The organism is Rhizobium sp. MHM7A, from assembly GCF_005862215.1.
In the GTDB taxonomy this organism is placed as follows: domain Bacteria; phylum Pseudomonadota; class Alphaproteobacteria; order Rhizobiales; family Rhizobiaceae; genus Rhizobium; species Rhizobium bangladeshense.
In genome coordinates this window covers 573,559-595,648 of the sequence record NZ_VCHT01000001.1, presented here as the reverse complement: position 1 = coordinate 595,648, position 22,090 = coordinate 573,559, and the positions used below count along the sequence as shown (strand labels likewise).

Annotated in this window: 23 protein-coding genes; 11 read left to right on the top strand and 12 right to left on the bottom strand. The window is 55.2% G+C overall.

Annotated features, from left to right (window positions below; translation table 11 throughout):
• Positions 1–1,080 carry a hypothetical protein gene (locus FFR93_RS03575; RefSeq protein WP_138391995.1) on the bottom strand — a complete coding sequence of 360 codons (1,080 nt, stop codon included), beginning with the start codon at positions 1,078–1,080 and terminating at the stop codon, positions 1–3.
• A 211-nt stretch (positions 1,081–1,291) separates the two neighbouring features.
• On the opposite strand from FFR93_RS03575, the gene FFR93_RS03570 reads away from it, so the two are divergent.
• The 3 genes from FFR93_RS03570 to FFR93_RS03560 all read left to right on the top strand — a co-directional run bounded on the left by FFR93_RS03570 (position 1,292) and on the right by FFR93_RS03560 (position 7,427).
• Positions 1,292–2,134, top strand: a complete 843-nt coding sequence (locus FFR93_RS03570; RefSeq protein WP_138391994.1) for a hypothetical protein — start codon at positions 1,292–1,294, stop codon at positions 2,132–2,134.
• A gap of 532 nt (positions 2,135–2,666) precedes the next feature.
• Positions 2,667–5,039: an EAL domain-containing protein gene (locus FFR93_RS03565; protein ID WP_138391993.1), complete on the top strand. Its 2,373-nt coding sequence runs from the start codon at positions 2,667–2,669 to the stop codon at positions 5,037–5,039.
• Positions 5,040–5,336: 297 nt separating this feature from the next.
• Positions 5,337–7,427, top strand: coding sequence for a GGDEF domain-containing phosphodiesterase (locus FFR93_RS03560; RefSeq protein WP_171049054.1), 2,091 nt, complete (start codon positions 5,337–5,339; stop codon positions 7,425–7,427).
• On the opposite strand, the gene FFR93_RS03555 is transcribed toward FFR93_RS03560, so the two are convergent.
• A complete protein-coding gene (locus FFR93_RS03555; protein WP_138391991.1) occupies positions 7,390–7,644 on the bottom strand; it encodes a hypothetical protein in 255 nt (84 codons plus the stop codon). The genes FFR93_RS03560 and FFR93_RS03555 overlap by 38 nt on opposite strands.
• Positions 7,625–7,999: a hypothetical protein gene (locus tag FFR93_RS03550; protein ID WP_138391990.1), complete on the bottom strand. Its 375-nt coding sequence runs from the start codon at positions 7,997–7,999 to the stop codon at positions 7,625–7,627. Before FFR93_RS03550 ends, FFR93_RS03555 begins: the two co-directional genes overlap by 20 nt.
• A 34-nt stretch (positions 8,000–8,033) precedes the next feature.
• Here FFR93_RS03550 and FFR93_RS03545 point away from each other — a divergent pair, with 34 nt between their 5' ends.
• The 3 genes from FFR93_RS03545 to FFR93_RS03535 all read left to right on the top strand — a co-directional run bounded on the left by FFR93_RS03545 (position 8,034) and on the right by FFR93_RS03535 (position 10,363).
• Positions 8,034–8,486 carry a hypothetical protein gene (locus tag FFR93_RS03545; RefSeq protein ID WP_138391989.1) on the top strand — a complete coding sequence of 151 codons (453 nt, stop codon included), beginning with the start codon at positions 8,034–8,036 and terminating at the stop codon, positions 8,484–8,486.
• A gap of 63 nt (positions 8,487–8,549) precedes the next feature.
• Positions 8,550–8,921 (top strand): hypothetical protein, encoded by a 372-nt coding sequence (locus FFR93_RS03540; protein ID WP_138391988.1) that lies wholly within the window; start codon positions 8,550–8,552, stop codon positions 8,919–8,921.
• Positions 8,918–10,363: a hypothetical protein gene (locus tag FFR93_RS03535; protein WP_138391987.1), complete on the top strand. Its 1,446-nt coding sequence runs from the start codon at positions 8,918–8,920 to the stop codon at positions 10,361–10,363. Before FFR93_RS03540 ends, FFR93_RS03535 begins: the two co-directional genes overlap by 4 nt.
• A gap of 60 nt (positions 10,364–10,423) precedes the next feature.
• Here the strand turns inward: FFR93_RS03535 and FFR93_RS03530 are convergent, their stop codons facing one another.
• On the bottom strand, positions 10,424–11,032 hold the full coding sequence (locus FFR93_RS03530; protein ID WP_138391986.1) for a hypothetical protein: 609 nt from the start codon (positions 11,030–11,032) through the stop codon (positions 10,424–10,426).
• Positions 11,033–11,235: 203 nt separating this feature from the next.
• On the opposite strand from FFR93_RS03530, the gene FFR93_RS03525 reads away from it, so the two are divergent.
• Positions 11,236–12,351 carry an NUDIX domain-containing protein gene (locus tag FFR93_RS03525; protein ID WP_138391985.1) on the top strand — a complete coding sequence of 372 codons (1,116 nt, stop codon included), beginning with the start codon at positions 11,236–11,238 and terminating at the stop codon, positions 12,349–12,351.
• 82 nt (positions 12,352–12,433) lie between these two features.
• On the opposite strand, the gene FFR93_RS03520 is transcribed toward FFR93_RS03525, so the two are convergent.
• From FFR93_RS03520 to FFR93_RS03495, 6 genes are all read right to left on the bottom strand, one after another.
• The gene (locus FFR93_RS03520; protein WP_138391984.1) at positions 12,434–12,799 is read right to left on the bottom strand and encodes a hypothetical protein; all 366 of its coding nucleotides are present in this window, start codon (positions 12,797–12,799) and stop codon (positions 12,434–12,436) included.
• Positions 12,796–13,125, bottom strand: coding sequence for a hypothetical protein (locus FFR93_RS03515; RefSeq protein ID WP_138391983.1), 330 nt, complete (start codon positions 13,123–13,125; stop codon positions 12,796–12,798). Before FFR93_RS03515 ends, FFR93_RS03520 begins: the two co-directional genes overlap by 4 nt.
• Before the next feature lie 9 nt (positions 13,126–13,134).
• A complete protein-coding gene (locus FFR93_RS03510; protein ID WP_138391982.1) occupies positions 13,135–13,599 on the bottom strand; it encodes a hypothetical protein in 465 nt (154 codons plus the stop codon).
• A 3-nt stretch (positions 13,600–13,602) separates the two neighbouring features.
• Entirely contained in the window at positions 13,603–14,691 is a 1,089-nt protein-coding gene (locus tag FFR93_RS03505) for a hypothetical protein (protein WP_138391981.1), read from the bottom strand.
• A 30-nt stretch (positions 14,692–14,721) separates the two neighbouring features.
• Positions 14,722–15,003: a hypothetical protein gene (locus tag FFR93_RS03500; protein ID WP_138391980.1), complete on the bottom strand. Its 282-nt coding sequence runs from the start codon at positions 15,001–15,003 to the stop codon at positions 14,722–14,724.
• A 403-nt stretch (positions 15,004–15,406) separates the two neighbouring features.
• On the bottom strand, positions 15,407–16,006 hold the full coding sequence (locus FFR93_RS03495; protein WP_138391979.1) for a hypothetical protein: 600 nt from the start codon (positions 16,004–16,006) through the stop codon (positions 15,407–15,409).
• A gap of 559 nt (positions 16,007–16,565) precedes the next feature.
• Between FFR93_RS03495 and FFR93_RS03490 the strand changes: the two genes are divergently transcribed.
• The 4 genes from FFR93_RS03490 to FFR93_RS03475 all read left to right on the top strand — a co-directional run bounded on the left by FFR93_RS03490 (position 16,566) and on the right by FFR93_RS03475 (position 20,085).
• Positions 16,566–17,693 (top strand): type III PLP-dependent enzyme, encoded by a 1,128-nt coding sequence (locus FFR93_RS03490; RefSeq protein ID WP_138391978.1) that lies wholly within the window; start codon positions 16,566–16,568, stop codon positions 17,691–17,693.
• Between the two features lie 88 nt (positions 17,694–17,781).
• On the top strand, positions 17,782–18,273 hold the full coding sequence (locus tag FFR93_RS03485; RefSeq protein ID WP_138391977.1) for a hypothetical protein: 492 nt from the start codon (positions 17,782–17,784) through the stop codon (positions 18,271–18,273).
• Between the two features lie 30 nt (positions 18,274–18,303).
• The gene (locus tag FFR93_RS03480) at positions 18,304–19,479 is read left to right on the top strand and encodes a hypothetical protein (RefSeq protein WP_138391976.1); all 1,176 of its coding nucleotides are present in this window, start codon (positions 18,304–18,306) and stop codon (positions 19,477–19,479) included.
• A 3-nt stretch (positions 19,480–19,482) separates the two neighbouring features.
• Entirely contained in the window at positions 19,483–20,085 is a 603-nt protein-coding gene (locus FFR93_RS03475) for a hypothetical protein (RefSeq protein WP_138391975.1), read from the top strand.
• Here FFR93_RS03475 and FFR93_RS03470 read toward each other — a convergent pair whose 3' ends face one another.
• Both FFR93_RS03470 and FFR93_RS03465 read right to left on the bottom strand, forming a co-directional pair.
• Positions 20,086–20,907 (bottom strand): hypothetical protein, encoded by an 822-nt coding sequence (locus FFR93_RS03470; protein ID WP_138391974.1) that lies wholly within the window; start codon positions 20,905–20,907, stop codon positions 20,086–20,088. It abuts the gene before it with no gap.
• A 63-nt stretch (positions 20,908–20,970) separates the two neighbouring features.
• Entirely contained in the window at positions 20,971–22,089 is a 1,119-nt protein-coding gene (locus tag FFR93_RS03465) for a hypothetical protein (RefSeq protein ID WP_138391973.1), read from the bottom strand.
• Between the last annotated feature and the right edge of the window lies 1 nt (position 22,090).

Sequence of the window (22,090 nt, the reverse complement as noted above, 5' to 3'; positions counted from 1 at the left end):
TTAATCCACGTTATGCCAATGACTATACGCGTTGATCATCTCGGCGCGAATAACTTCAAGTGAGGAATCGTCGGTCAGGAACTTGACCTCGAACCTGTCGACATCGGCGATGCTCATGTTGGCCTTGCTGCTTGTCCCTGTGACAGTGACTTTGATATCAAGCTCCGGGGCAATATACATGCGGCGATCACCGGTATTACCAAAGCCGTCACGAGCAACGTTCAGGAGCCAATGCAGCTCGTTGCCCGCAAACCATTTGCGGCCAGACGCGCGCGTGTTCTCGAAATCCGGATCGGCAGCCCTTCGCTTCTCGTAATCCCAAGAAATATACTCCTTGATATCGAGTTCGCATTCAGTCACAACCCCAAAGAACTTACCCTCGCCAAAGAGATTGGACGCAAGATACGTTGCGATGGTCGGCGCATGCTCATAGCCTTCGTCATCGACATAATTGACGACGTCGTCCGGCATGAACTGCAGCTTGAACCAGCGAGCAGGGCGATCTACGGCTTCAAAGAGTGTTGGATCGTAATATTCCTTGCCGTCGCCCTGTCCGTCGCCGATATCGGTCAGAATACGCAAGGGCGGACTTTGTTCGTCGTCGCCGGTCTCGATGTAGGACTTGCTGCTGAACAAGAGCCTTTTGAGGAGGTCTTGGTCATTAATATCGAGATCGAAACCTTGGCGAACCTCCGCGAACAGGTAGTCGCTGCTGTAAGGCTCAATGTCCGGGCCAGGATTGAAGATCAACTCGATATCGCACTTGGTGAGCTTGCGGACCGCCTTGACGATCTGCTGCACCTTGGGCTTGTCCATGATGGAAGGCAGCACGTCCTTGCCGCGTGGAGCGGCGACATAACCTCCGGCCGCAACCGTCAGTAGGTAGCCAAGCTTGCCTTCAGGGGTACGATGACGCTTCCATCCACGACCGTATGAGCGATCCGGATTGATTGTGATGACGCCGCGACGCAGAGCCTGCTGGGAAAAAGAAAGATCGTTGATATCGCCTTCAGCTACAACCACAGCGTGCGTTGAGCTGCTATTTGTCTCGTAGGCTGCATCGCGGACGAAAAGTGTCATCTCAGATTTCCTTGTAACTTCGCCATTTAAATATCAGATCAAGGAAAAATTTCAATGCTTGAACCCGCTTTCCCAAAATAATGTCAACATATCTCCTTGCGTAAAATTCAGCGGTCATCCGTAATCGTGCAATAGACGATGGTGGTATGCTGGTATCTTTCCTCGCCTTCAGGGATTGTGTTTGCACGCCCATCGTAGCAAGGTCATCGGCATGAGATTTTTTCACGGCTCCGCACAGTTTGACAGCATCATGAAAGACGGCCTTATCCCGGGCAGCGGGATCGAGACCGACTTTTCTGAAGACAATCGGCTGGTGTCCCTTGGCGGCGTCTATGTGACCAACGATCCGAAGGTGGCCGGTTTCTACGCGGAAATGGCCACTCAGAGCGAACAATCGCTTGGTATGGACCCATGCATCTTCGAGATTGAGATCACCCATCATGACCTGATCGCAGACGAGGATAAAGTCTGGTCCGCAATTCAGGACCGAGTGCTGCGCACATATGGGCTGGAAAAGGAGGAGGGCGGCTTCGATCAGGAGGAAATCGACGCCATCCTGGCCGAAAATGACTACGAAAAGGACCGCCTGGTCAGCGACGTGGCATTCAAGCTGCAGACCTACATCCCTCATGAAGAGGACGAGGCGGTGGTCTATGCGGCAATCCGGGGCTTCGTACTCCGCAGTTTATGCTATGAATGGGACCCGGCGGGCGAGAATGCCGACGAGGTTGCGGCAATCAATGAGCTTTGCCGTCGAGCGCGATGCACTCTGACCGACGAATGGTGCAGGCGGCAATTCGGAGCCTATGCGATCACGGCAAGGACGTTATCGCCTATCGCAGCGATGGGCTCAGATGCCGAGGCCAGGATTGTCGGCTTCGCCAAGCTGATGCTGTCGCGTGACGGCCTGCAGATCACCGGCATTAATCAGGGCGGGACACTCACTGTGGATGACGCTCTTGCTCTGCAGGAGACGTACATCGAGAAGGCCAGCAATCGTGGGGTTGTCATCGAAGCTTTCGAAGCGGAAGCGCCTGCCCAGACCTTTGGCTGACACCACATCGGCCACAAAGATAAACTATCAAAACTGACACCTGTGGCGTTTGTGCATCAGGGAGCCATAATGAAGAACGTTAACCTTGGGTTTTCCTAAAATCCAAGGTTTTGTGACAGGTCTGGTCGTTAACCCTAACAGCGATTAGACCACCTTTTTTCCTTGGTTCTTGGGCCCTCGGGAGGCGTTTTTAAGGTGATTTCCCTTATTTTGCCGTCATTCCAGCGTGCGTGCGACGTTTTTACTCGCCTCCTGAGAGAAACCTTGCCAAAACCTAAATATTCGTTAAAAGGATCGCCATGCGGATAAGCCGTGTGGAATTGTTGAAATCGCTTAAGGTTTAACGAACTCGATAAGCGTCCATCAACAACCCACCGAGTAAGTCTAACATGGGTAGGAAAGCACACCTGGCTCCATTTGGGGGGCAGGCGATGATTGGTATGGTCTCGGTTAACCTTCAGGGTGACCACTGGAAAGTTCGCGTAACGTGTCGTCACCAAAAACGTATATTCCAAACGATGTCCAATTTGCGTTGGTACGCTCTCTTTATGAGCATAAGCAGGTTCTGGTTGCGGGGTGTCTCATTCACCTTCTCAGCCTTGGTGTCGCCTGGGTCTCCACATCGTTCGACACCGCCTATGTAATCGCAGCAGCAGTCATTGTCCTCATCTTCCTGGCACGCCAGAAGGACATGTCGATCTTCACCGAACGCTTCCACGAGCGCACCACCGACGACATCGTTATCATTCGTGAATGGGAAAACCGTTACATTATCGGTTCTATGGCCGTCAGCCTCGCATTGACGTCGATTACTTCCTATTCGTTCTGGCAGACACCTCATTCGACCGCGTCGACGATCTGCCTCGCCTTGCAGTTCGGCTCCCTTCTATCAGTGGTGGGTCGAAACTTCGGTTCTCAGAGGAACGTACGCTTCCTGACGGTAATCAACGGCTTCCCGCCCTGCATCGCCTATGTGGCCACCGGCTTCTATACCGGCGAGTACACCCTGGCGGCAGCGGGGCTTCTGCTGATCCCATCAGTTCTCGTGACGGACAGTTTCTCAAGCTTTATTCGCGGCATGCTCGTTGCCAGTATTCGACAGGAGAAGGAAGCAGCTTCAGCCAATGCACGGCTTGAAGCCGCTATCGCTAATATGCCTAACGGCATGATCATGCTCGATCAGAACAACTACATCGTTGAGATGAACGGCACCGCGATCAAGGCAATAGGTCTCCCTGAGACGCTGAACCGGGAACGGATGCATGTGGATGAGCTTCTGAAGATGGTTGGTCAGATGGCCGGACACACCAAGGAAGAGCTGGCCAGCATCAGCGAGACCATTTACTCGCTGCTCAACGGGTCGAAGACTACGGTTGAAATCGACGCCAAGTCCGGTCGATGCATCCGTTTTACAGCACACGTCATCAACCCTTCGACCGACCGCCGATCCAATCGCGACGCCCAGTTCACCGGAGCCGTCGTCCTGTGCGAAGACGTTACGGAACAGCGTTTCGCTCTCCAGACAAACTGGCGTCAGGCCCGCTACGATGCGCTCTCGCATCTGCCGAACCGGCGCTACATGCACGAACTGATGCAGGAAGCGGCCGATAATCTAGGTGAAGATCGCCTGATTGCCTTCTGCCAGTTTGACGTTGATGGCTTCAAGACCATCAATGACACCCAGGGACACGACGCTGGTGACGAGGTGATCGAAAAGGTTGCCGCCAAGATGCTTGAGCTGCAACGTGAAGATGATCGCATCATCCTCACGCGCCTCGGCGGTGACGAGTTCGTGGTCGCCTATCGCAACCTCCTGCCTCATGAAGACGTGGCCGCACTCTATAATCATGTCTTCTCGTCCATCTGCACCACCTATGAAATCAAGGGCAAGCCGACGAAACTTCGTTGCTCGGGTGGTGTCGCCCTGACCGATGCGGCCAATTTCAGTCTCGACGAATTGATGCGGAAGTCCGACTACGTGCTTTACCGTGTCAAGCACAATCCCAAGCGTGCCCCCAATCACTTCTGGGGTCTTTTCTCGGGCGAGCTGGAAAATGAATTCATGCTCCAGATCGACGTCCGCGATGCTCTGAAGCAGGCTATCTACAATGACAACCTCACAGTCGTTTTCCAGCCGATCTTCAAGACGCCGGACAAAGCGATCTCCTATTGCGAGGCTCTGGTTCGATGGACTGACCCGGTTCTGGGTGAAGTTTCGCCAAAGGAATTGATCAAGGTCGCCGAGGAACTCGGTCTTGTGCAGGCGATCACGCGGCATGTCCTGAATATTGCCTGTGCGGAATGCTCCAGTTGGAACAGCGATGTTGGCGTAGCCGTCAACTTCTCCACCCATGACCTCTACCAGAGCGATTGCCTGGACATGATCGAAGAAGCCCTGGCCAAGACCGGCCTCGATCCGAGCCGTCTTCACATCGAAATTCATGAAAACGCGGTGATCAAGAATCTGTCCCATGTAAAGTCGGTCCTGGAGCAGATCGCAAACATGGGGGTCAATATCGCTGTCGATGACTTCGGTAGCGGTTATCAAGTCCTGAACTATGTCCGGCAACTGCCACTCAGCAAGGTGAAGATCGACCGTTCCTTCATCTCCTCGCTGCAGCCTGATGAGAAAATGCGGCAGCCACTCCATGCTCTTGTGGCACTGTCCGCAGGCATGAACGCTGAAGTCGTTGTTGAAGGTGTCGAAACGGACGCACAGCTCAACGCCGTCATGCGTGACCAGCAAATCGATCATATCCAGGGCTACCATCTTGGATATCCGATGGATCGAGAACAAATCCGCGAGAAGATTGCACTCTTCGCAAGCGCCAGGCAGGGGGAGGTCGTGCTTTTCGAAAAACGGCCTAAACCAGACCTTTCCAAAGCGCCCGCCAGCGCACAGTGAGGCGAATGCATGCCGCTTTCTTTGCAGACTGGCCGAGACAATAACGCGATTATCCGGCACCGGCTGGTGCGAGAGCTTTATGGAAGCCTCAAACAGTCCGTGTTGGGCGCGATCTGCCATATGATTGTGAGCTTGATATCTTACGGCGCGACCGGAGATGTCATGTTCCTGGTGTTCTTCTTCATCGTGATCGCCGTCTTCATAGGCCGGACCTGGGATTTCAAGAGATATCGCCAGGCCTACACTCCAGAGGCAGAAAACGACCTCGCCTTTTCAAGGCGCTGGGAGTTCCGTTACATGGTCGGCGTCAGCGGGATCGCCCTCTGGATAGGAGCCTTTGAGTTATACTCCGTCCTCTTCCACGGCTTTCAGGTTCCTGTTTATCTGGCAATCGGCGTGGCATTCGGCACGCTGACATCAACAATCGGTCGTAACCTGGGAGCAAAGAAGCTCACCTGGACCTTCCTCATCTTGGGTGTGATACCTTTAGCGATTGCCATTTTCGCAGTGGGGGTGATTGAGGAAAATTACTGGTACTGCTCGGTTGCGGTCGTGTTCCTCCCATTCGGCATGGTCGCGAAAACAGCGGCTCAAGAAGTCACCGATCTGGTGGAAACAAACTATCATAACCGCCTTGAGGCGGAGGACCTGTCGGTCGCGCTCAATCTTGCCCTCAACTACCAGCCAACCGGCATGATGATGCTGGATGGCGAAGGCAGAGTTGCTCTTTTGAACCAAACGGGTCGCCACATGCTCAAGTTGCCACTTGCTGGTGACGAGGACGAGCTGGTTGGTGCTCCCTTTGAATTTTTGTTCGACACTGTCCGAAAACGTTATGGGGTCACCGTCGAGGATTTTGAACCGCTCCGTATCAAACTGCGGGGACTGCTTGGCGGTCTTGAAGACAAAACGACGATCCGGACGCCGGAAGGGCGGCACTTTGAGTTTCGCGTCAATCACCTGAGCGACGTTGACCAGGGAAACCCGTTGCAGGGCGCGGTCATCGTGTTCACGGACATCACCAGCCAGGTTGAGAACGCAAGTGTCATGGCACGTCTGGCGAACATGGACACGCTGACCCAGACGCCCAATCGTCGTCACTGGAATAGTCTGGTCGAAGCTTCATCCTCGAAAATCCGTTTGGGCGAGCGCATTGCGATTTGTGTCCTCGACATCAATCAGCTGAAGTTGATCAATGACACAATGAGCCAGATGGCAGGCGATGCCGCTATCAAGCAGATCGCCGACAAGCTGAACGAAATAGAATTCGAGACGATCATCGGCCGCTACGGCGGAGACGAGTTCGTCATCGCAATTCCGGGTATCAAGTCGACTGACGACATTGCCGTCAAGCTGGACACGATCTTCAACAAGATCAACACCAACTATATCGTTCACGGCCATTCCATCGACATCAAGGTCTCTGGCGGCGTTTACGTGCACAAGTCGGGTCGATTTGTTCTGACGGAGGCTTTCTCCCGCGCAGACCACGCTCTGCGTAAGGTGAAAGGCATGCCGACGCGGGCCTGGACCGAGTTCACACGCAGCATGGAAATGGAGTACCAGCGCACTCTCCAGATCAAGGCCGCTCTGAGAGAAGAAATCTCCGAGAATTCGTTGAAGATGATGTACCAGCCAATGTTCCTGCCAGACGGCTCGGCATTTGATTGCTGCGAAGCATTGGCCCGGTGGGTTCACCCCGAACTTGGAGAAGTGGGACCTGCCGAATTCATCGAGATCGCGGAAGAGATCGGCGTAATCCAGATGGTGACAAGGGCCATTCTGATGAAAGCCTGCAAGGACTGCGCAACCTGGCCAGCCAACGCGACGGTATCCGTCAACTTCTCGACGCTAGATGTCGCTCATCCTGAGGTCCTTGGCATGGTCCGGTCCTGCCTCACAGAAAGCGGCCTGGACCCGAGGCGGCTACAGATCGAAGTCACCGAAACCGTCTTCGTCAATGATTTCCACAACATGTCGCGGACGCTTAAGAGCCTTCAGCAACTTGGTGTGCGGATCGCACTGGACGATTTCGGCACCGGCTATTCCGCACTCAGCTACCTGACCAAACTGAATTTCGACAAGGTGAAGATCGACCGAAGTTTCATTATCAACGTGGCGCACGATCTGCAGTCACAGTTGCTCTTCAACGGCATTGTCGCCCTGTCGAAGTCCATGAAGTTCGACGTGGTGGTGGAAGGCGTCGAGACACAAGAACAGCTCCACGCGGTCACGGCAACCGGCGAGGTTGACCGAATTCAGGGCTTTATCTATTCCCGACCGCAGACGTCCGAGGACATAATCGAGCGGCTGACGGACGGCGACCCCCCGCCAACCCCGTCCAAGCTCGTTACGTTTGAGACATTTCGGAAGGGTCGGAGAGCGTAATGGCGCTCTCCACTTCGGTTTCCGGAGAGCCCTTTTCCACGCTGGCCAAGGCGTCATAGTGCTGTTTGGAGATGAGCACGAAGCGGCGTCCCTGTTCATCCACGACGTGATAGACTGTGCCAGGGTTCGCATCGAGATCATCGACGATCTCGTCAAGCTGCTCCTGCAGTTCCTCTACCGTGACGTTCTTGCGCAGCTCAGTGAAGCGTTGGGCCAAGGTCTTCTCCATTCGCAATCATTTCCAGGCGCTCAGGCAATCTGCCGACGCGATTGGTGACCTGGATGCACGCATTGACCTCCTCAATGGTTTCCGGCCCGATCTTGAAGGTTACGAAGGTCAAGCCTTCCGCCAGGCCTGGCATGTGAGAACCTGAAAAAGCCGCCGCCAGCGTCTCCATGTATTCCGCCACAAGCGAGGCCTGCCCGTGCTTCAGCAGCATGGCTTCCTGCGCATCATACCCGACCCCGAACAGTTCGGTCGTGTCGCAGACCTTGATGGCACCGCTCTGATTTCTGAAATAGAGCGCGTCCCCGTCGATGAAATACGGGCCATCGAAGTGTTCGAGCATCATGGGATCACCTGTCCGTGGTCGGGAATTCTTGAATATGAAAATAGGCAAACAATCCTTGCGTGACAAGCAGCATTGGCTATTATCCAGAGCGACGAAAGGAATTCTCGTGAAGACTATAGCTGATTTTCGACGGCATCAGGCTTTTTCAATTCTGAAAGATTTTCTGGGGAAAGCGCCGGTGCTGTTCCATGGTACGCGCTATGCGAACGCCATTGTCAGCAGCGGCTGGTTGCTTGCGCCAACCCTTGGCGACAAGTGCGTTTCCTTTTCCCGCAATCCTGCTGTCGCCATTTATATGGCTGCCCTTGAACGGGAGGACGACGAAGGGCAGGGGACTGTCTTCGTTGTTGACCGAAATGTCCTTGCCTCACGTTACCGGCTCTACACGCGCTGCAATGGCTTCGAATTTCGAGAAGAAGCCGAGGAAGCCGTCTGGCAGGATGTCAGGCTCACCAAAGGCCTTATCCTCGATCAGGTCCGGCTCTAAAAACGATTGCTCATTGCGTTGGAAAAGCGCAGGCTCCGGACAGTGAAGCCGGAGTACATCGGCATGTCGAAGCAGTATGTTGAATCAACGCCCCATTTGCATGCGATAAACCTGAAGACAGAGCGTGCGAACGCTGCCCAGGAAGCTTACGAGGTCTACGAATTTGACAACTTGCTGGTCGAATTGCGCGGCCAGTCTAACTGGACATTTGCCTTCGGCGAAAAAGATGCTCCGGTTATGTTCCGAACGATCACGATATTCAAGGACAGGTCCCGAGAGAACCCGATCCTGGCGCAGTTCATTGTTGAATTCGAGCCCCACAGTGCGATCCCCACCAAGGCTTACGCGAGATCGGACAAGCGAACGTTCTTTGGCTCGATGCCAGACGGCTACTTCGACACTCTCGATGCTTCAGCCGGGAGGAAGTTTTCATGAACATCGATCCGACCCTTCAGCCCACGATCACTAAAGCAATCGAAGCTCTTGCCAGCGTCTGCGACCATGCGCAGGCCCGAGATCGGGCCGGTTTCTCCAAGGCGACGGCAGGTCCAGGACACGAAATCGCAGCGCTCGGGCCGGTTCGATGGACTGAGGCTCTGTGGGACTACGCAGGCCGTCTGAGTGCCCACCATGGGCGTCAGCTCGAAAAGGCCGGTGTCCTTGAAGAACAAGACGTTGCTCGCCTGCAAGCCTTCGCCAATCGAGGCCATGCTTCGCCGGTCATCAAGACTGACTGGCTTGATGTCGACGTCATTGAAGGCCAGCAGATGCTTATCGCGAGCATCAATGGCAACCGGAATCTCGTCGAGGTCTTGAAGCGATTGCCTGACAGTGAGGCCTATCGTCCGGCAGGCAGTGGCCGTCTCTGGAGAATTAGCGCCCGTTTCGCTTTCGCTGTCAGTGGTTCCACGGACGAATATGATCGCATGTCTCCGTTAGTGGACGCTTTCATCGCGGAAAGCGAAGCCAAGGCTACTCCAGAAGACCGGCTCCTCGCCCACCAAGGCCCACTCTTCATGCTGGACGAAAACAAGAGAACCGTCAGCTTCATTGCTCCTTATGACCACGAACTGCGCGAAGTGCTGCGTGGAATGGAAAACGCCTGGTTGGTGAAGGGGAAGAGCTGGCAGGCAATCACCTACACCGCTCGTCTTAATTCGGCAGGCGTCGAGTTTGTCGATGTCGTGTTCAATCGTTACGGCGGCAAGGCCACGCAGGACGCGATGGAAGCCATTGAAGCTGCCCGCACGGTGGCACCGGTATATGTTGAGCCGGAAGCCCCCTCGGTCGCGATGACAGAGGTCGATGGCCGGATACACATTCGGCTCAGCCGCGCCGACAAAGCCATGGTCGCGGCGATAAAGGAGATCGAGGACAGGAAGTATGTGGATGGAGCGTGGTCGGTCCCGGCGCATTCCTCTTCCTTTGTGAGGCTTATCCACGCCAGCGAGAGAATGCCCGGGGCTATCGGTTTAAAGGAGCCAGCGGAGAAGATGCGAGATGCTCTTCTAGCATTGGAAGCTGCCGATCCGGTCGCCGCACGCAATCGTGGTTACTTCCCGACGATATCGCTTGAACCCCAAGCGAACGGAGAGAAAGTCGCAGTGACAATGTCGCAATATGTCGAGATATGGGTCGATGGCCTGCGTTCTCTGCCTCTTGACCGCCGAACCTACAACGGAAAGTCATGGATCGTGCAAAACAGTGAGCGCGTATTCGACTATCTCGCGCGGTATTTTGACAAGGCGCATGAAAAGCAGAATTACCCGGCCTGGGGCGATGAAGCCGTAAATGTGCTGAGGCGTCATATCGCGCACTTGCGTAGTGTCAGCGCGACGGCTGAAAACGAAGAAATCGCCAAAGGCCCCGGCCTCTAAGACTTGACTGCCCGGGAGATAAGCGGCTGGGGACGGATTGCTTTCCGACCCCTGTTACCCTTACAGGCCAAAGGCCAAACCGCCCTGCAGGTGGCGATAGTTCTGCATGTCTGGCTCCCACATCAGATATGGCGGCTGGAATCCACGGTTCTCAGAGACTTCCTGTGTGTACCGGCTCAAGACATCTTCCTTGTTGAAGGAATGCGCCGGTACCACCCGGTCCAGCGCGAAGGCCACTGGGTTGCCGTTGGCCACATCGTGCGTCAGGACCTCAATCGGATCGACGTCGTTTGGGTCGCGGATGCGCTTCTCGTCATTGAGGATAATGTTGGCGCAGCTCATGATGACGTAACCGGCATGAATCCGGAACTGGGCATCTGTCATTGCCCTTATATGACGCTGTCGCTCCCCAGGAATTTCGGATCGCTCTCCCATGCGATAGGAAATCTCTGGAATTATGTCCCAAACCAGCGTGGAGATGGTTTTATTTCCTTCACGCGGATTGAGGGCAAGGAAATCAGGATGACGCGCACGCGCATTCCTCGCATGCCTCATCAGTGCGCGCGCAAGAAATCGTGTCGGAAGGTTGAACAGCCGCGCGATCTCGACGTCGACACGTTCGTAGTAGGCCCGCTGTAGGGGGGTCATCAGATTCTTGAAATCAACCATTGCTTCCGATCTCCCGACAGGTCTAGCTCACATTCCTCAAGCAGTCATCGGCAGTTCCATGCCTCAATAACCTGCAAAATCAATAACATTGCGAAAAGCAAAATGCAAGTTGCACTTTGCACTTTACATTCTCGACCGACAGGGGCAAACTGATTTCAATGAAACGAAAGCGGTCGTTCCGCACCTGATCAAGGCAATCCACCATGCCACTATCCATCGAAGCTCTCAAGGAAATCGGCACCGTCGCCAACAATGCGCTTGTAGATTTCGCAGTCTACATCGGCCGGTTCCAGCCTTTGCATAAAGGGCACGAGAAGGTAATCCGTGACGCTCTCAAGAAAGCGAAAAAGGTTATTGCCTTCTTGGGATCGGCAAATTGCCCGAGCGACACGCGCAACCCTTTGAGCTACGCAATTCGCCGGAAAATGCTGATTGCCGTTTTCCGCAAGGAGTTCCGTGAGGGTCGCCTCATTATCTGCCACGTCGATGACCACACCTATCACAACGGTGCCTGGCACAAGGAGGTCATCGAGAAGGTCGCGGCTACTGCCGCCGCTCAAGGCGTCGAGAACCCGACGGTCGGTCTCCTTGGTTTCCACAAGGATGAAACCTCGGATTACCTGGACTGGTTCCCGGGCTGGACCTCACTCGTGGTTACCGAACCTTTCGGCATCCTCAACGCCAGCGATATTCGCATGCCGTACCTGAAGGACGGCGTGATCTTGACCGAGCACCTGAGCGACGAGGTCGTCCGTATCCTCAAGCGCTGGAAACGCACCAAAGCCTATCGTCGCCTGATTGTCGAGATCAACAATATCGAACACGTTGCCGCAACATACGGCAAGGGCCCGTTCTGGACCTCGGACGCCATCATCGAACACCGTGGCAAGGTTCTCGCCATTGTGCGGGGCGGGGCCTTTGGAAACGGTCTCCTGGCCTTTCCGGGCGGCATCAATGACGGCGAGGAGCCGGATGAGTGCATGCTGCGGGAACTGGATGAAGAGGTTGGCATGTTCAAACTCAATCCATGGCTGACGCGGGAGATGTTCCGGAGCTGGATCGTCTACCACGAACTGTTTGCCGATCCACGCCGCGATGGCAGGGGCCACTACAAAAGCCATGTCTATCACATCATCATTCCGGATGAGATCGAACGCCCGGTGGTGCGCGGTGACGACGACGCCAGGAAGGCCCAGTTCATCGACCGCGCGCGGTTCAAGGCGAAGAAGACCTTTGCCGACCACTACCACGTCTATCGCAAGTTCCAGCGCATCAGGAATGGGGAAGAGCTGCCCGTTCCTCTGGCTCTTGCAGCCTGAGAACAAGCTTGAAAATGCAAAAAGCCGACGGTCACGAGACCGTCGGCTTTTTCTTTGACGTCAGTGGTGTCAGCCATCGTGGTCAGGTGATCGGCGGCAGAGACTCCACATCCGGCAGCACGACATCGGCGCTATATCCGGCCGGAAGAGCCGCCAGATCGACAGGATTGTTGAATTCCGACCAGTAGCGGAAATCCTGCGGACCCAGGCTGTTGTCCAACGTAGCCCAGCGTCCATCCGACATGCCGAAGACTGCGTCTCGCCAATAGACGAGAGCAACGCCACCAAGACCCACGAGGGTCTTCACGTGTTTCTCCGGGATAACCTCACGGCGAGTGGTCCGGGCAGGCTCGATGCGGTCCTTCCGATGCCAGGACAGGCCCGAAGTCACCAGGATGACCCTGTCGCGGGGCGGAGCTTCTTCGGAGACCGACTTCCAGTCGATCATGGTCCGTATCCCTCTACCATCTCTTCGAACGCTTCGAGTTCGCGCTTCAGCCGCTCGTGTGCGTCGTAAATCTGGTTTCCGGCCGGATCATACAGCTCAACAATCACGTCGCCATGGCATTCGTGGCTGACGATGCTATTCCAGAGCGTCCCGGGATCGTAGCCACCCCGAACTTCACCGATCTCTTCATCACTAAAGAACGGGGCAAGATCATCCTCGATCTGCCTTCCCTCATGCTTCCATTCGAGCATGGTGACCTTCGCAAGCTCGTCGATTGTGAAGAGATCGAGCAGACGTGTGTTCAGGAGTTCGACGTTGTTCTCCATGGTGTATCCTCAGCTTCCGTCTTCGAGCGCGTTTGCAAGATAACGCACGACAGCGCATTCATCGAGGCGAACCTGCGTGCGCCGACCGTCGAAGTCGACATAGAAGAGACCGCCAGCTCGGCTGACTTTGAGGTCCTTGCCCTTGCGACGGCAATCGGCGACAACCTCGTCCTCACCCCACTTCTGCTCGATCTTTTCGAGCGGATAGGAAGCTGTAGCTGCACCGGAAACGGCATCCGCGCGACGGCGGAATTCGTCGAAAGGCTTGTTCGGGTCGTCAGCCGGGAACCATTGAGCATTCTGCACGCCCGCCGGGGCACTCTCGAAAACGGCATAAACATCCCGCACGCCTTCGACGCCCGGCAAGACGAGGTTGTCGTACTTCCAGAATTCGAGGGAAACGCCACGGGCGTACGGCACCTCACCGAGGTTCTCCGCTTTCGTGTAGTGCCAGAATTGTGTATCGGCGCTCATATCTCAGTCTTTCTTCGTTTTGAACTGCTCGGCGAGCGGGCAATCAAACTTGCTTCCGTATTCCACGGGTGACTTCTTCTGATGAGCAGCTTCCCAAAGGCGCTGCGCAAACACCAGAGACCTCACTTCCATGGCCGGGTCCGAGGAATCGAACCAGCGACATTCTTCCAGGACGGCAGCCATCGCAAGGATTTCCCGCTCGCGGTTCGCCTTTTCCTGTTCGTCTGCGGCACCTTGAGCAGAGACGACGGCGGAGGGCTGCAACGGCAGCATGTTCCATTCGGCGACCTCGTCGACGGCATCGGCAAAGGTGCCACCATAAAGAACGCTGGGCCTTTCCTCGCAGTCGCCATTGTCACACAGGATGAGGCCGTACCAGTTGCCTGGGACGTTATTTTCGGAGACGACCGGAACAGACTGACAATACGGGCAACGCTGCAACATAGCCTTCGTCATCACCGGAACATCAACCGTCGGATCGACCTTCTGCCAGGTGGCATTGCACTTGGCGGCGTAGACCTCGTCTGCCTCGCTCGGCTTGCCGTCGCGGGTGGCCATAACGTTGCCATGCATATTGGCACGCATTTCCCACCGCTCTCCGGTCACCGGCTTCGCGACCACGTCCACAGGCCAGTCCTTGACGATCCTGGTTAGGCTACGGTTGTCGATAGCCGGTGCTTCGCCCTTCAGCAGGGACTTCATGACGCCGGAGAGCTGCTGAACGAAACCATCACTGATCTTGGTGTTGCCGAACGGAATAGCGTTCGACAGGACCTCGACGGCCGTCTGGGACGCCTCTTCCACTGCGGTGATGACATCCGCTTCATTGATATTGCGCTGTGCGTTGGCATCGTCGATTGCCTTGCGCAACGCCTCGAAGGAAATGGTCGCGCCGCGCGCAGGATAGTCATGCGTGCTAACGCGGAAAACCGTCGGATCGTTCGTCCACATCGAGGACCCTTCAGCAGGAATGGTGCCGAGCGCAAAGAAGCTGTAGTGGTTTTCGGCCAGAACAGCCTTCATTTCATCGACAGTGATGCCCAGCGGCAGGTCAGCATCCGTCAGCTGACGGTTCAGTTTTTGGTCGTACATGGAAAACTCCGAATTGGAAGGACGCAGCCTTTACGCCGCGACGGAAAGAACAGCTTGACGATAAGCCTGGCGCTGGGCGTAGTCCGGAACGGGATTGTCGACCTCGGCCATGAAGCACTGGAAGACATTCCCGCGCAAACCAAGCTTTGCGATGTTCGCCCTGTGAATTTCGATTGCCTTGGAACGCAATTCGTCTGCACCCTTGGCGAAGGCGACGATGACGCTGCGGTCTTCGGCAGACATCTCCGGCATTTCAGCCGCAACCGGTGCACGCGGGGAAAGAGCGTTGAGCCAGGCCTTGATCACTTTCATGGGAAACACCCTACATGCAACCGTTGAACATGAAGGCAAGAATATACCCCAAAGAAAAAATGTCAACAATTACGGAGCGTAATTTTTATCGGTCAGGTTTACGCCGAAAATCAAGAATTCCTTGGAAATGTTTTCCGACGCACGACAAAGAAAAACCCCGTCCTGCCGTTTCCAGCAGGACGGGGCGAGAAGAAACTTTCAGCGGAACGACGAAAGACGAAGGATTGTGACCTGTAGTACACAATCTTACGACCAACAAAGCACAACAGACAAAAAGCGACTACCGGGTAACAAAGGACAACGCCGCAAGGCTACATGTTAAAATGGACCCAGGACGAGCGCTTTCTTTTGCGAGATGATTGGAATCATCCTGAGGTGCTCCGCAGTCTCTTCTCAGTACGGATCAGACGATCCCCTGCTCGATGAGCAGGCGATGATCATCGTCACCGATCTCGATTTCGGCGCGCGCGTTGGCCACGGCCCGGCTGTCTTCCAGCTCGGCCTTGGTGCGGCGCAAGCCAATGAGTTGTTTCTCCAGATCAGCGGCAACGGTCTCGGTTACCGTGTTGATCGAAAGCGAAGCCGTTTCGGCGCTATGGCCGTAATAGCCAGCGGAAGGAGAAGGCGTCTTGAGGCTCTGCAGCCGACGCGTGATCTTGTTGTCGATGCTGTCGAGATCGACACGGGGAGCCGCAACCAGCTGCTTCAGCTTTGCGATCTGGCGGTCGATATTTCCCTGCTGCGCGAGGATTTCCTCGACGCCGCTTTCGACGTTTGCCTTGGCGATAGCGATACGAACCTTGGCGAGCAAGGCGCTGAGACGCGCGAAAGTCTCCAGGCGTGCGGATAGACCGGCAGCGGCTTCAGCAATGACGTCAGCCGGACCGCTCTGGACACGCTTGGAATCCACGTCGAGTTCGACGGTGGCCTTAAGGTCGTAGGACTTGAGCTTCTCCTCGATAGCCGAGCGAAGACGAAGAGCTTTGGTGACGGTAAACTTCATAGCGAAACCTTTCAATTGAGGACAAAACCGCGCAAAACGCCTCGTTTTGAGGGGATGCCGCGAGCTGATTTTTTAGGTTGGGGATGTCGTTGATCGGAGGCTGTTGCCTTGAATACAAAAATGAAACCACGGCATTTTTTGACCGTCAACAGGAATTCTCAATTTATTTGCCGCAATCGAAATCATAGGAATTCTTCAAAATCCGTTTGCGCCACGCCGAAAATGCCCCTACCGTTTGATCAGCCCAAATTCGCACGTGCAGAAGATGCAAATCCTCCAGGCCTGTCAGACGAGACAGCAGGAGGGCACTTCCAGAAACTCTGGAAGCTTCCCAAAGCAACGACGGTGCGGGCCTTTCTGGTCTCGTTCGGCCCTCCAAAAGCTGATGTTACTAAAGAGGCACACCATCATTGCCGGAAGGTTGGGAATACTCCTCCAATCCAAGGCGCAAAAAGCTGTGATGAGCTTTCCACGAGTTCATCAAGGCCCTGAACTTTAACCCATCCGGGACGATTGCCTGAGTGGCACGACCGGTATTCGTTTTTGTTTTGGAGACACCATGTCCGACCGAATCTACGACTTTTTCCGTTCCGCAAATCCTGCTTCGCCGTGCTTGGTGGTTGACCTCGACATCATCCGCGAAAACTATCAGCGGTTCACATCCGCCATGCCTGACATGAAGGTCTACTACGCAATCAAGGCGAATCCGGAGCACAAAATCCTTTCCGTGCTCGCCTCCGAAGGTTCGAATTTCGACTGTGCTTCTGTCGCAGAGATCGAAATGGCGCTGTCTGCAGGCGAGGATGCAAAGCGCATTTCCTTCGGCAACACGATCAAGAAGGCAAGCGATATCGCGCGCGCTTTCGATGTCGGTGTTCGCCTGTTTGCGACCGACAGCATGGCTGACATGGTCAACATCGCACGCCACGCACCTGGTTCCGATGTGTTTTGCCGTATCCTAACCACGGGTGAGGGTGCGGAATGGCCGCTTTCGCGCAAGTTCGGTTGCGACTGGCAGATGGCGGTCGATATCCTGTGCGAGGCATATGCCATCGGCCTCAACCCGCGCGGGGTCTCGTTTCACGTCGGTTCGCAGATGACTGTTACTTCGGGTTGGCGTTCGGCCCTTGAAGAAGCAAGGCTTGTGTTTGACGCTTGCGCAAAGGAAGGCGTCCATCTCGACCTCGTCAACCTCGGCGGCGGTTTTCCGATCCGTTACCTGAAGGATATCCCGACAACGGAAGCCTACGGGGCTGCGATCCTGGCTGACGTTGACGCAGTCTTCCCGGAAAAGCGCCCAGCGCTGATCATCGAGCCCGGCCGTGGAATGGTTGGCAACGCAGGTATCATCAAGTCTGAAGTGGTCATGGCCTCCTTCAAGAGCGCCAGCGATCATCTCCGCTGGGTCTTCCTCGATATCGGCAAATTCGGCGGGCTTGCAGAAACCATGGATGAAGCGATCCGCTACCCGATCCGCACCAGCCGGGATGGGGAAGGGGCTATCTTAAGCGTTCTTGCCGGGCCGACCTGTGACAGTGCCGACGTTCTTTACGAGAAGACCCCATACGCATTGCCGCCAGTCGACAGCGGGGATTTCGTCTTCATCGAAGGGACGGGCGCATATACGACCACCTATTCGGCAGTGGCATTCAACGGCTTTCAGCCGCTCAAATCCTATGTAATCTGAATAGGGAATTCCTTGCAAAGAAATGTTGACATTTTGCCGGAATGCCGTAGTTTTGGCAAAAGATATTCTTTGGAACATTGAGGCTATCATGTCGACCAAGACCGGAACCACTGTCGAGCAGCGCGCTGACGAGATGAATGCGCGGTTCTCGGAAGAGAATATTTCGGATTTTGGTCGTGATCTTGAGCGCGTGCCTGGCTTCAAGGATGAGGCCGACGAACGCAGCGAACTCCTCGACGTGATCGGCATGCTCCACAAGAACATGCACAACGTAAAGCCGCCTTCTGGCATGTATCGCGATCTGCCCATCGGAGAGCTGCGCAAGGTTTATCAGGAATACAGCGCCTCCAACGAGGCATATATGACGCAATATCATGCGGAGCAGGCGCAGACCGTCACCGACTTCGAGGCTGAGATCGAAAAAACGATGGCTGACCACGGCATCGACCGTGATACGGCGATCCGCTGGGATATCGATGCTCGCGGTCTGACGGACGATGTCGAGCATTACGGCCTGGAATATTACGCGAACGAGCGCGGGTTGCCCGGCGGGTATTTTCCCGCCTCACCGAAGCTTTAACGCGTGGCTCCATCAATCAGGGATACCGATATGACAGCGTTTAAGATGAAGTCTCGCGAACAGCGCCTCGTTGAGGCCGCACTCGAAATCGTCTTCCTGGAGCCCAAGCAGGAAACCAAGGTTTCACTCCCGGTACAGGAGACCCTTTACTCCGTGCTGAAGCTTCCTGATGGGCCGACCATGCTTGCGGTGGACATCAACGAAGCACTCGATGTCATCATCCTGCCTATCGGGTATACCACGTCCGTCGGTCGCGTGACCTTTGCGCGCATGGACTGGGAGCTGAACAATCTCGGCAACAGGCGTCATTATAATGAAACTCTGGAAGTCGACCCAACAGGTCGCACCTGGGCCTATCGGAGCAACAGCAACATCGAACTCAGCTTTGCACACTTGGCTGACGACGCATTATGCGACGCCAATGTGGTCCTGAAGAACCAGCCTTGGCTCAAGGACGAGGACAAGAAAGATCGCGCCTCGCGGTCAGCTGAAACGGCCGCAAATTTTGCGAGAGACTTCGCCCAGAGCATCGTGCAATATTATTCCGGCAAGCTCGCCCTCTCAGGACCGGAAACCTCTCACAGGGCGGTCGCTTCGCCCGTCTATGAATTTTTTATCTCCGAAGCCTACATCGAGGCACTCTGCCACGATAAGGATGCACATGGCATCCAAACGCTCGAAGTCGACAGGTTTTGTCGAGACGAATGGGTCCGAAATTGCCTGACGCTGCCGCTCTACGAGTTCGAAGGCGTCGTCAAGCTGATCGAAGCAATGTCGGCAACCGAAACGCGCACGGTCTGCAACCACCACGATTTCGTGTCCCTCGAAGCGCGAGCCCTGCTCATGAAGCAGGATACCTCGGAGAACCCTTACGCGTTCCTGGAAACTGCTTTGATGGAGTTGGTCGGCCATATCGAACAATACAAAGGCATCTACGATGATCCGGAGCGCGCCGATGTGATCAAGTCCATCAAGAATTGGGAAGGCTTCAGCCCGATCCATCGTCGTGCCGCCGCGAGCCTGCACCATCACGTAGCGAAGCTCAAAGCCTTCGTCGATACGGACTTTAATGAAGACTTCGAATTCACTTTGCTGCGTTCGAAGTGGGAACTGAAAATCTCTCCGCTGGAAGTCATCCTGATCCGCCTTGCTGGCATTATCGCCCTGTTTAATGATATCGACGCACTTGAAGCGGGCCTGGAGTGAAGGATGACTGACAACAGCAACGAGAACCCTGCGGTTGATCTTCGCGAACTTCACGTTCCCTATTCAAAAGGCGACTGGCTGGAGACGACTGGCGAAAGCCAGTTGCAGATCGCGCGTGTTCGGGAAGCCTACTGGTATCGCAATTCGGACGGCGAAGTGAAGCTTTACGGCGATCTGTGGCTCTACAACTACAATGGAGACCGGATCGGACGAGAGTCCCCGGCATTGGGTGGGCCACAGACTTATGAGCCGTTCTGTGATCTGAGCAGTTATCAGCGGATTGAGGAACCGGAGTTCCCAATTGGTCTTCATGCCTATGACACCGGCGAAACCAGTTATACATTCCGATATCAGACCAAGGCAAAGGTCCTTGGTCCTCGCAAGCCGAGAAAGAAGGCGAAGCCGGTGAAGGCGGTTGCCAAGGTCGTGGTTGTCGAGAGCAACAACGGCTTTGACCCGCAGGCTGAGGCAAGGGCCCTTAAAATTGCCGCTGAGAACCTCCGTGATACCGCGAGAACTTTGCCTGCCGAGGCGCGGGCGCTGGTGATCGAGAAAGCCGAAGGTCTCGAAAGGCAGGCAGCTGCTCTCCTTTCACCTGCCGACTGATCAGGTCCGGAAACTCACAAAGGTCTGGTCATCATGCTGGGACATTCCCGCAACCAGGCCTTTCGTGGACGCCCTCGCACCATCCAGGCCGATCCTCAACGGGTCAATAATATAGGATTTTTCCTGGGCTGCCCGAGTGTCTGCAACCGTCGCCTTCGGGAAATCGAAGCCATCGCTGGTCATGACGACAAAGCTCCCAGGAGGGACCGGCACAGGCTTTTCCATCAGGTGGGCCGGAACCTCCTCTCCGTTCACCACCGGATAAGCAAACTGGCCCTTCGCCGCATTTGCGAACTTGTACTGGTTTGCCAGGCTCTGCAGGATAAGGTCTCGGCCGGGATCATTTTTCAGAAGGTCCGACACGCTCGCACCGGCAAGAAGGCAGGCCTTCAGTTTTCCCGCCCGGGTGTTTCCATGGTAGTCGTCGATCTCTTTTCCGCCAGGGAAGTCTCTGCCATCGATGCGATAGTGGCAATCGCCGACACGGAACATCTCTCTGCGCTGAACAGAATAGGTCAGGACGCTCGCGGCCGGGCGCTGGAGATCGTCTGGCCAAGATACCCGGTTCAGTTCGGCATCAACCTTCTTGGTGACGGCCTCGATCCAACCTGCCATGTCGATCTCGGCTGATAGTTCTTCTGATTGATGAAGTTCGGCAACGGCCTTGGCGACGAAACGCCCGCCTTTCATGCCTTCAACGACGTATCCGGTCTTGTCGGTCGCGCCATCGACAACGAGGACGAAGTGATCTGTCGTGATCAGGAAATCCTCATTGGCTTCCTGATTTCCTTTTCCGTGACAGTATCTCTCAATGATCTTCAAATCGCGCGACCCGATTGCTACGAAGTCAGTGTCGCGCGGTTCGAAGCCTTGAGCAAAAGCCGATCAGGGAGAGGGCGAGAACGCAGGCTCTGCGATAAGTTCCTTGAGGCCGCGTGCACGGATTTCCAGCACTTCGAGCGGCTTCACCTTGTATGGCCATTTCAGCCGTTCTGCCAAAAGGTCGTCGAATTTTGGCTCGCTCTCAAGAAGCAGGTCTCGCAGGCTGAGGATTTCATCCAGCTTCGAGTTCGCCGCATCATGATCATGCAACCACATTTTCGTATGGAATTGCAGGGCATTGAAAGCGGCATCCAGAGCCTTGTTGCCTACCGGTCGCAAGGCTCCAATGTGGTGATTGAGCGCCGAGACGAAATCGGTGAAGAATCCACCATCTGCCCAACGCTCCCGATTATGGGTGAAATCCTTGGCCCAAGCGGTATCTCGACGCTCGACGAGTGAATCACGAGCTACTTTTCGATCCGGATTTCGTTCAGCAAGAAGCTTCAGAAACTCGTCGGCCGCTGCATATTCCAGGATGCCGAAGGAGAGTGGTACATCGTGCCTGGAAGCGAAATCAACCGAAACATTCGACCGAAGCCTATCGGAGCGCTTGTCGAACATCTCAAGGAAGAGCCATTGACCATTGTCAACGAGGCGCATTCCTGGAGCTGCGGAACCTGTCAGGATGGTGTTGTCAGGTAAGACAGCATACTGGCCACTGACTGCGGACAGGACGCCGCGAGCCTCTACCAGAGCCTCTTCCTCATCGTTCCAGGTTTTCCGGGCGAGCGCCTGATCTACGAAGCTTAATGCATCGTCCTTGATTGCGGTCGCGACGTCAGCCACGGGGCTTGCTTTCAGCCACCAGAACATCCCGGCTCCATCGTAGGAGATTGGCAGCATTCCATGGCGATTTTCTTCTACCTCTTCCGTGAAACGGCCATTACCAATCGAAACCAGGCCCCCTGCATCGAGGATACGCACCGCAAGGTCATATTGGAGTGTGAATTCCTGGACGTACGTGTGTTCGGGCTTGGCAGCGTGAATGATGACGAATTGCTGGTCGTCAACCGGCAATTCGACCAACGTTTTCTTGTTGTCGCCGTAACTTGCGCCCTGCAAAGTCCTCAGGCGACCGGCAGACGCAATCTTCCGATCTTCGGTGTTCTGACGCTTCTGCATG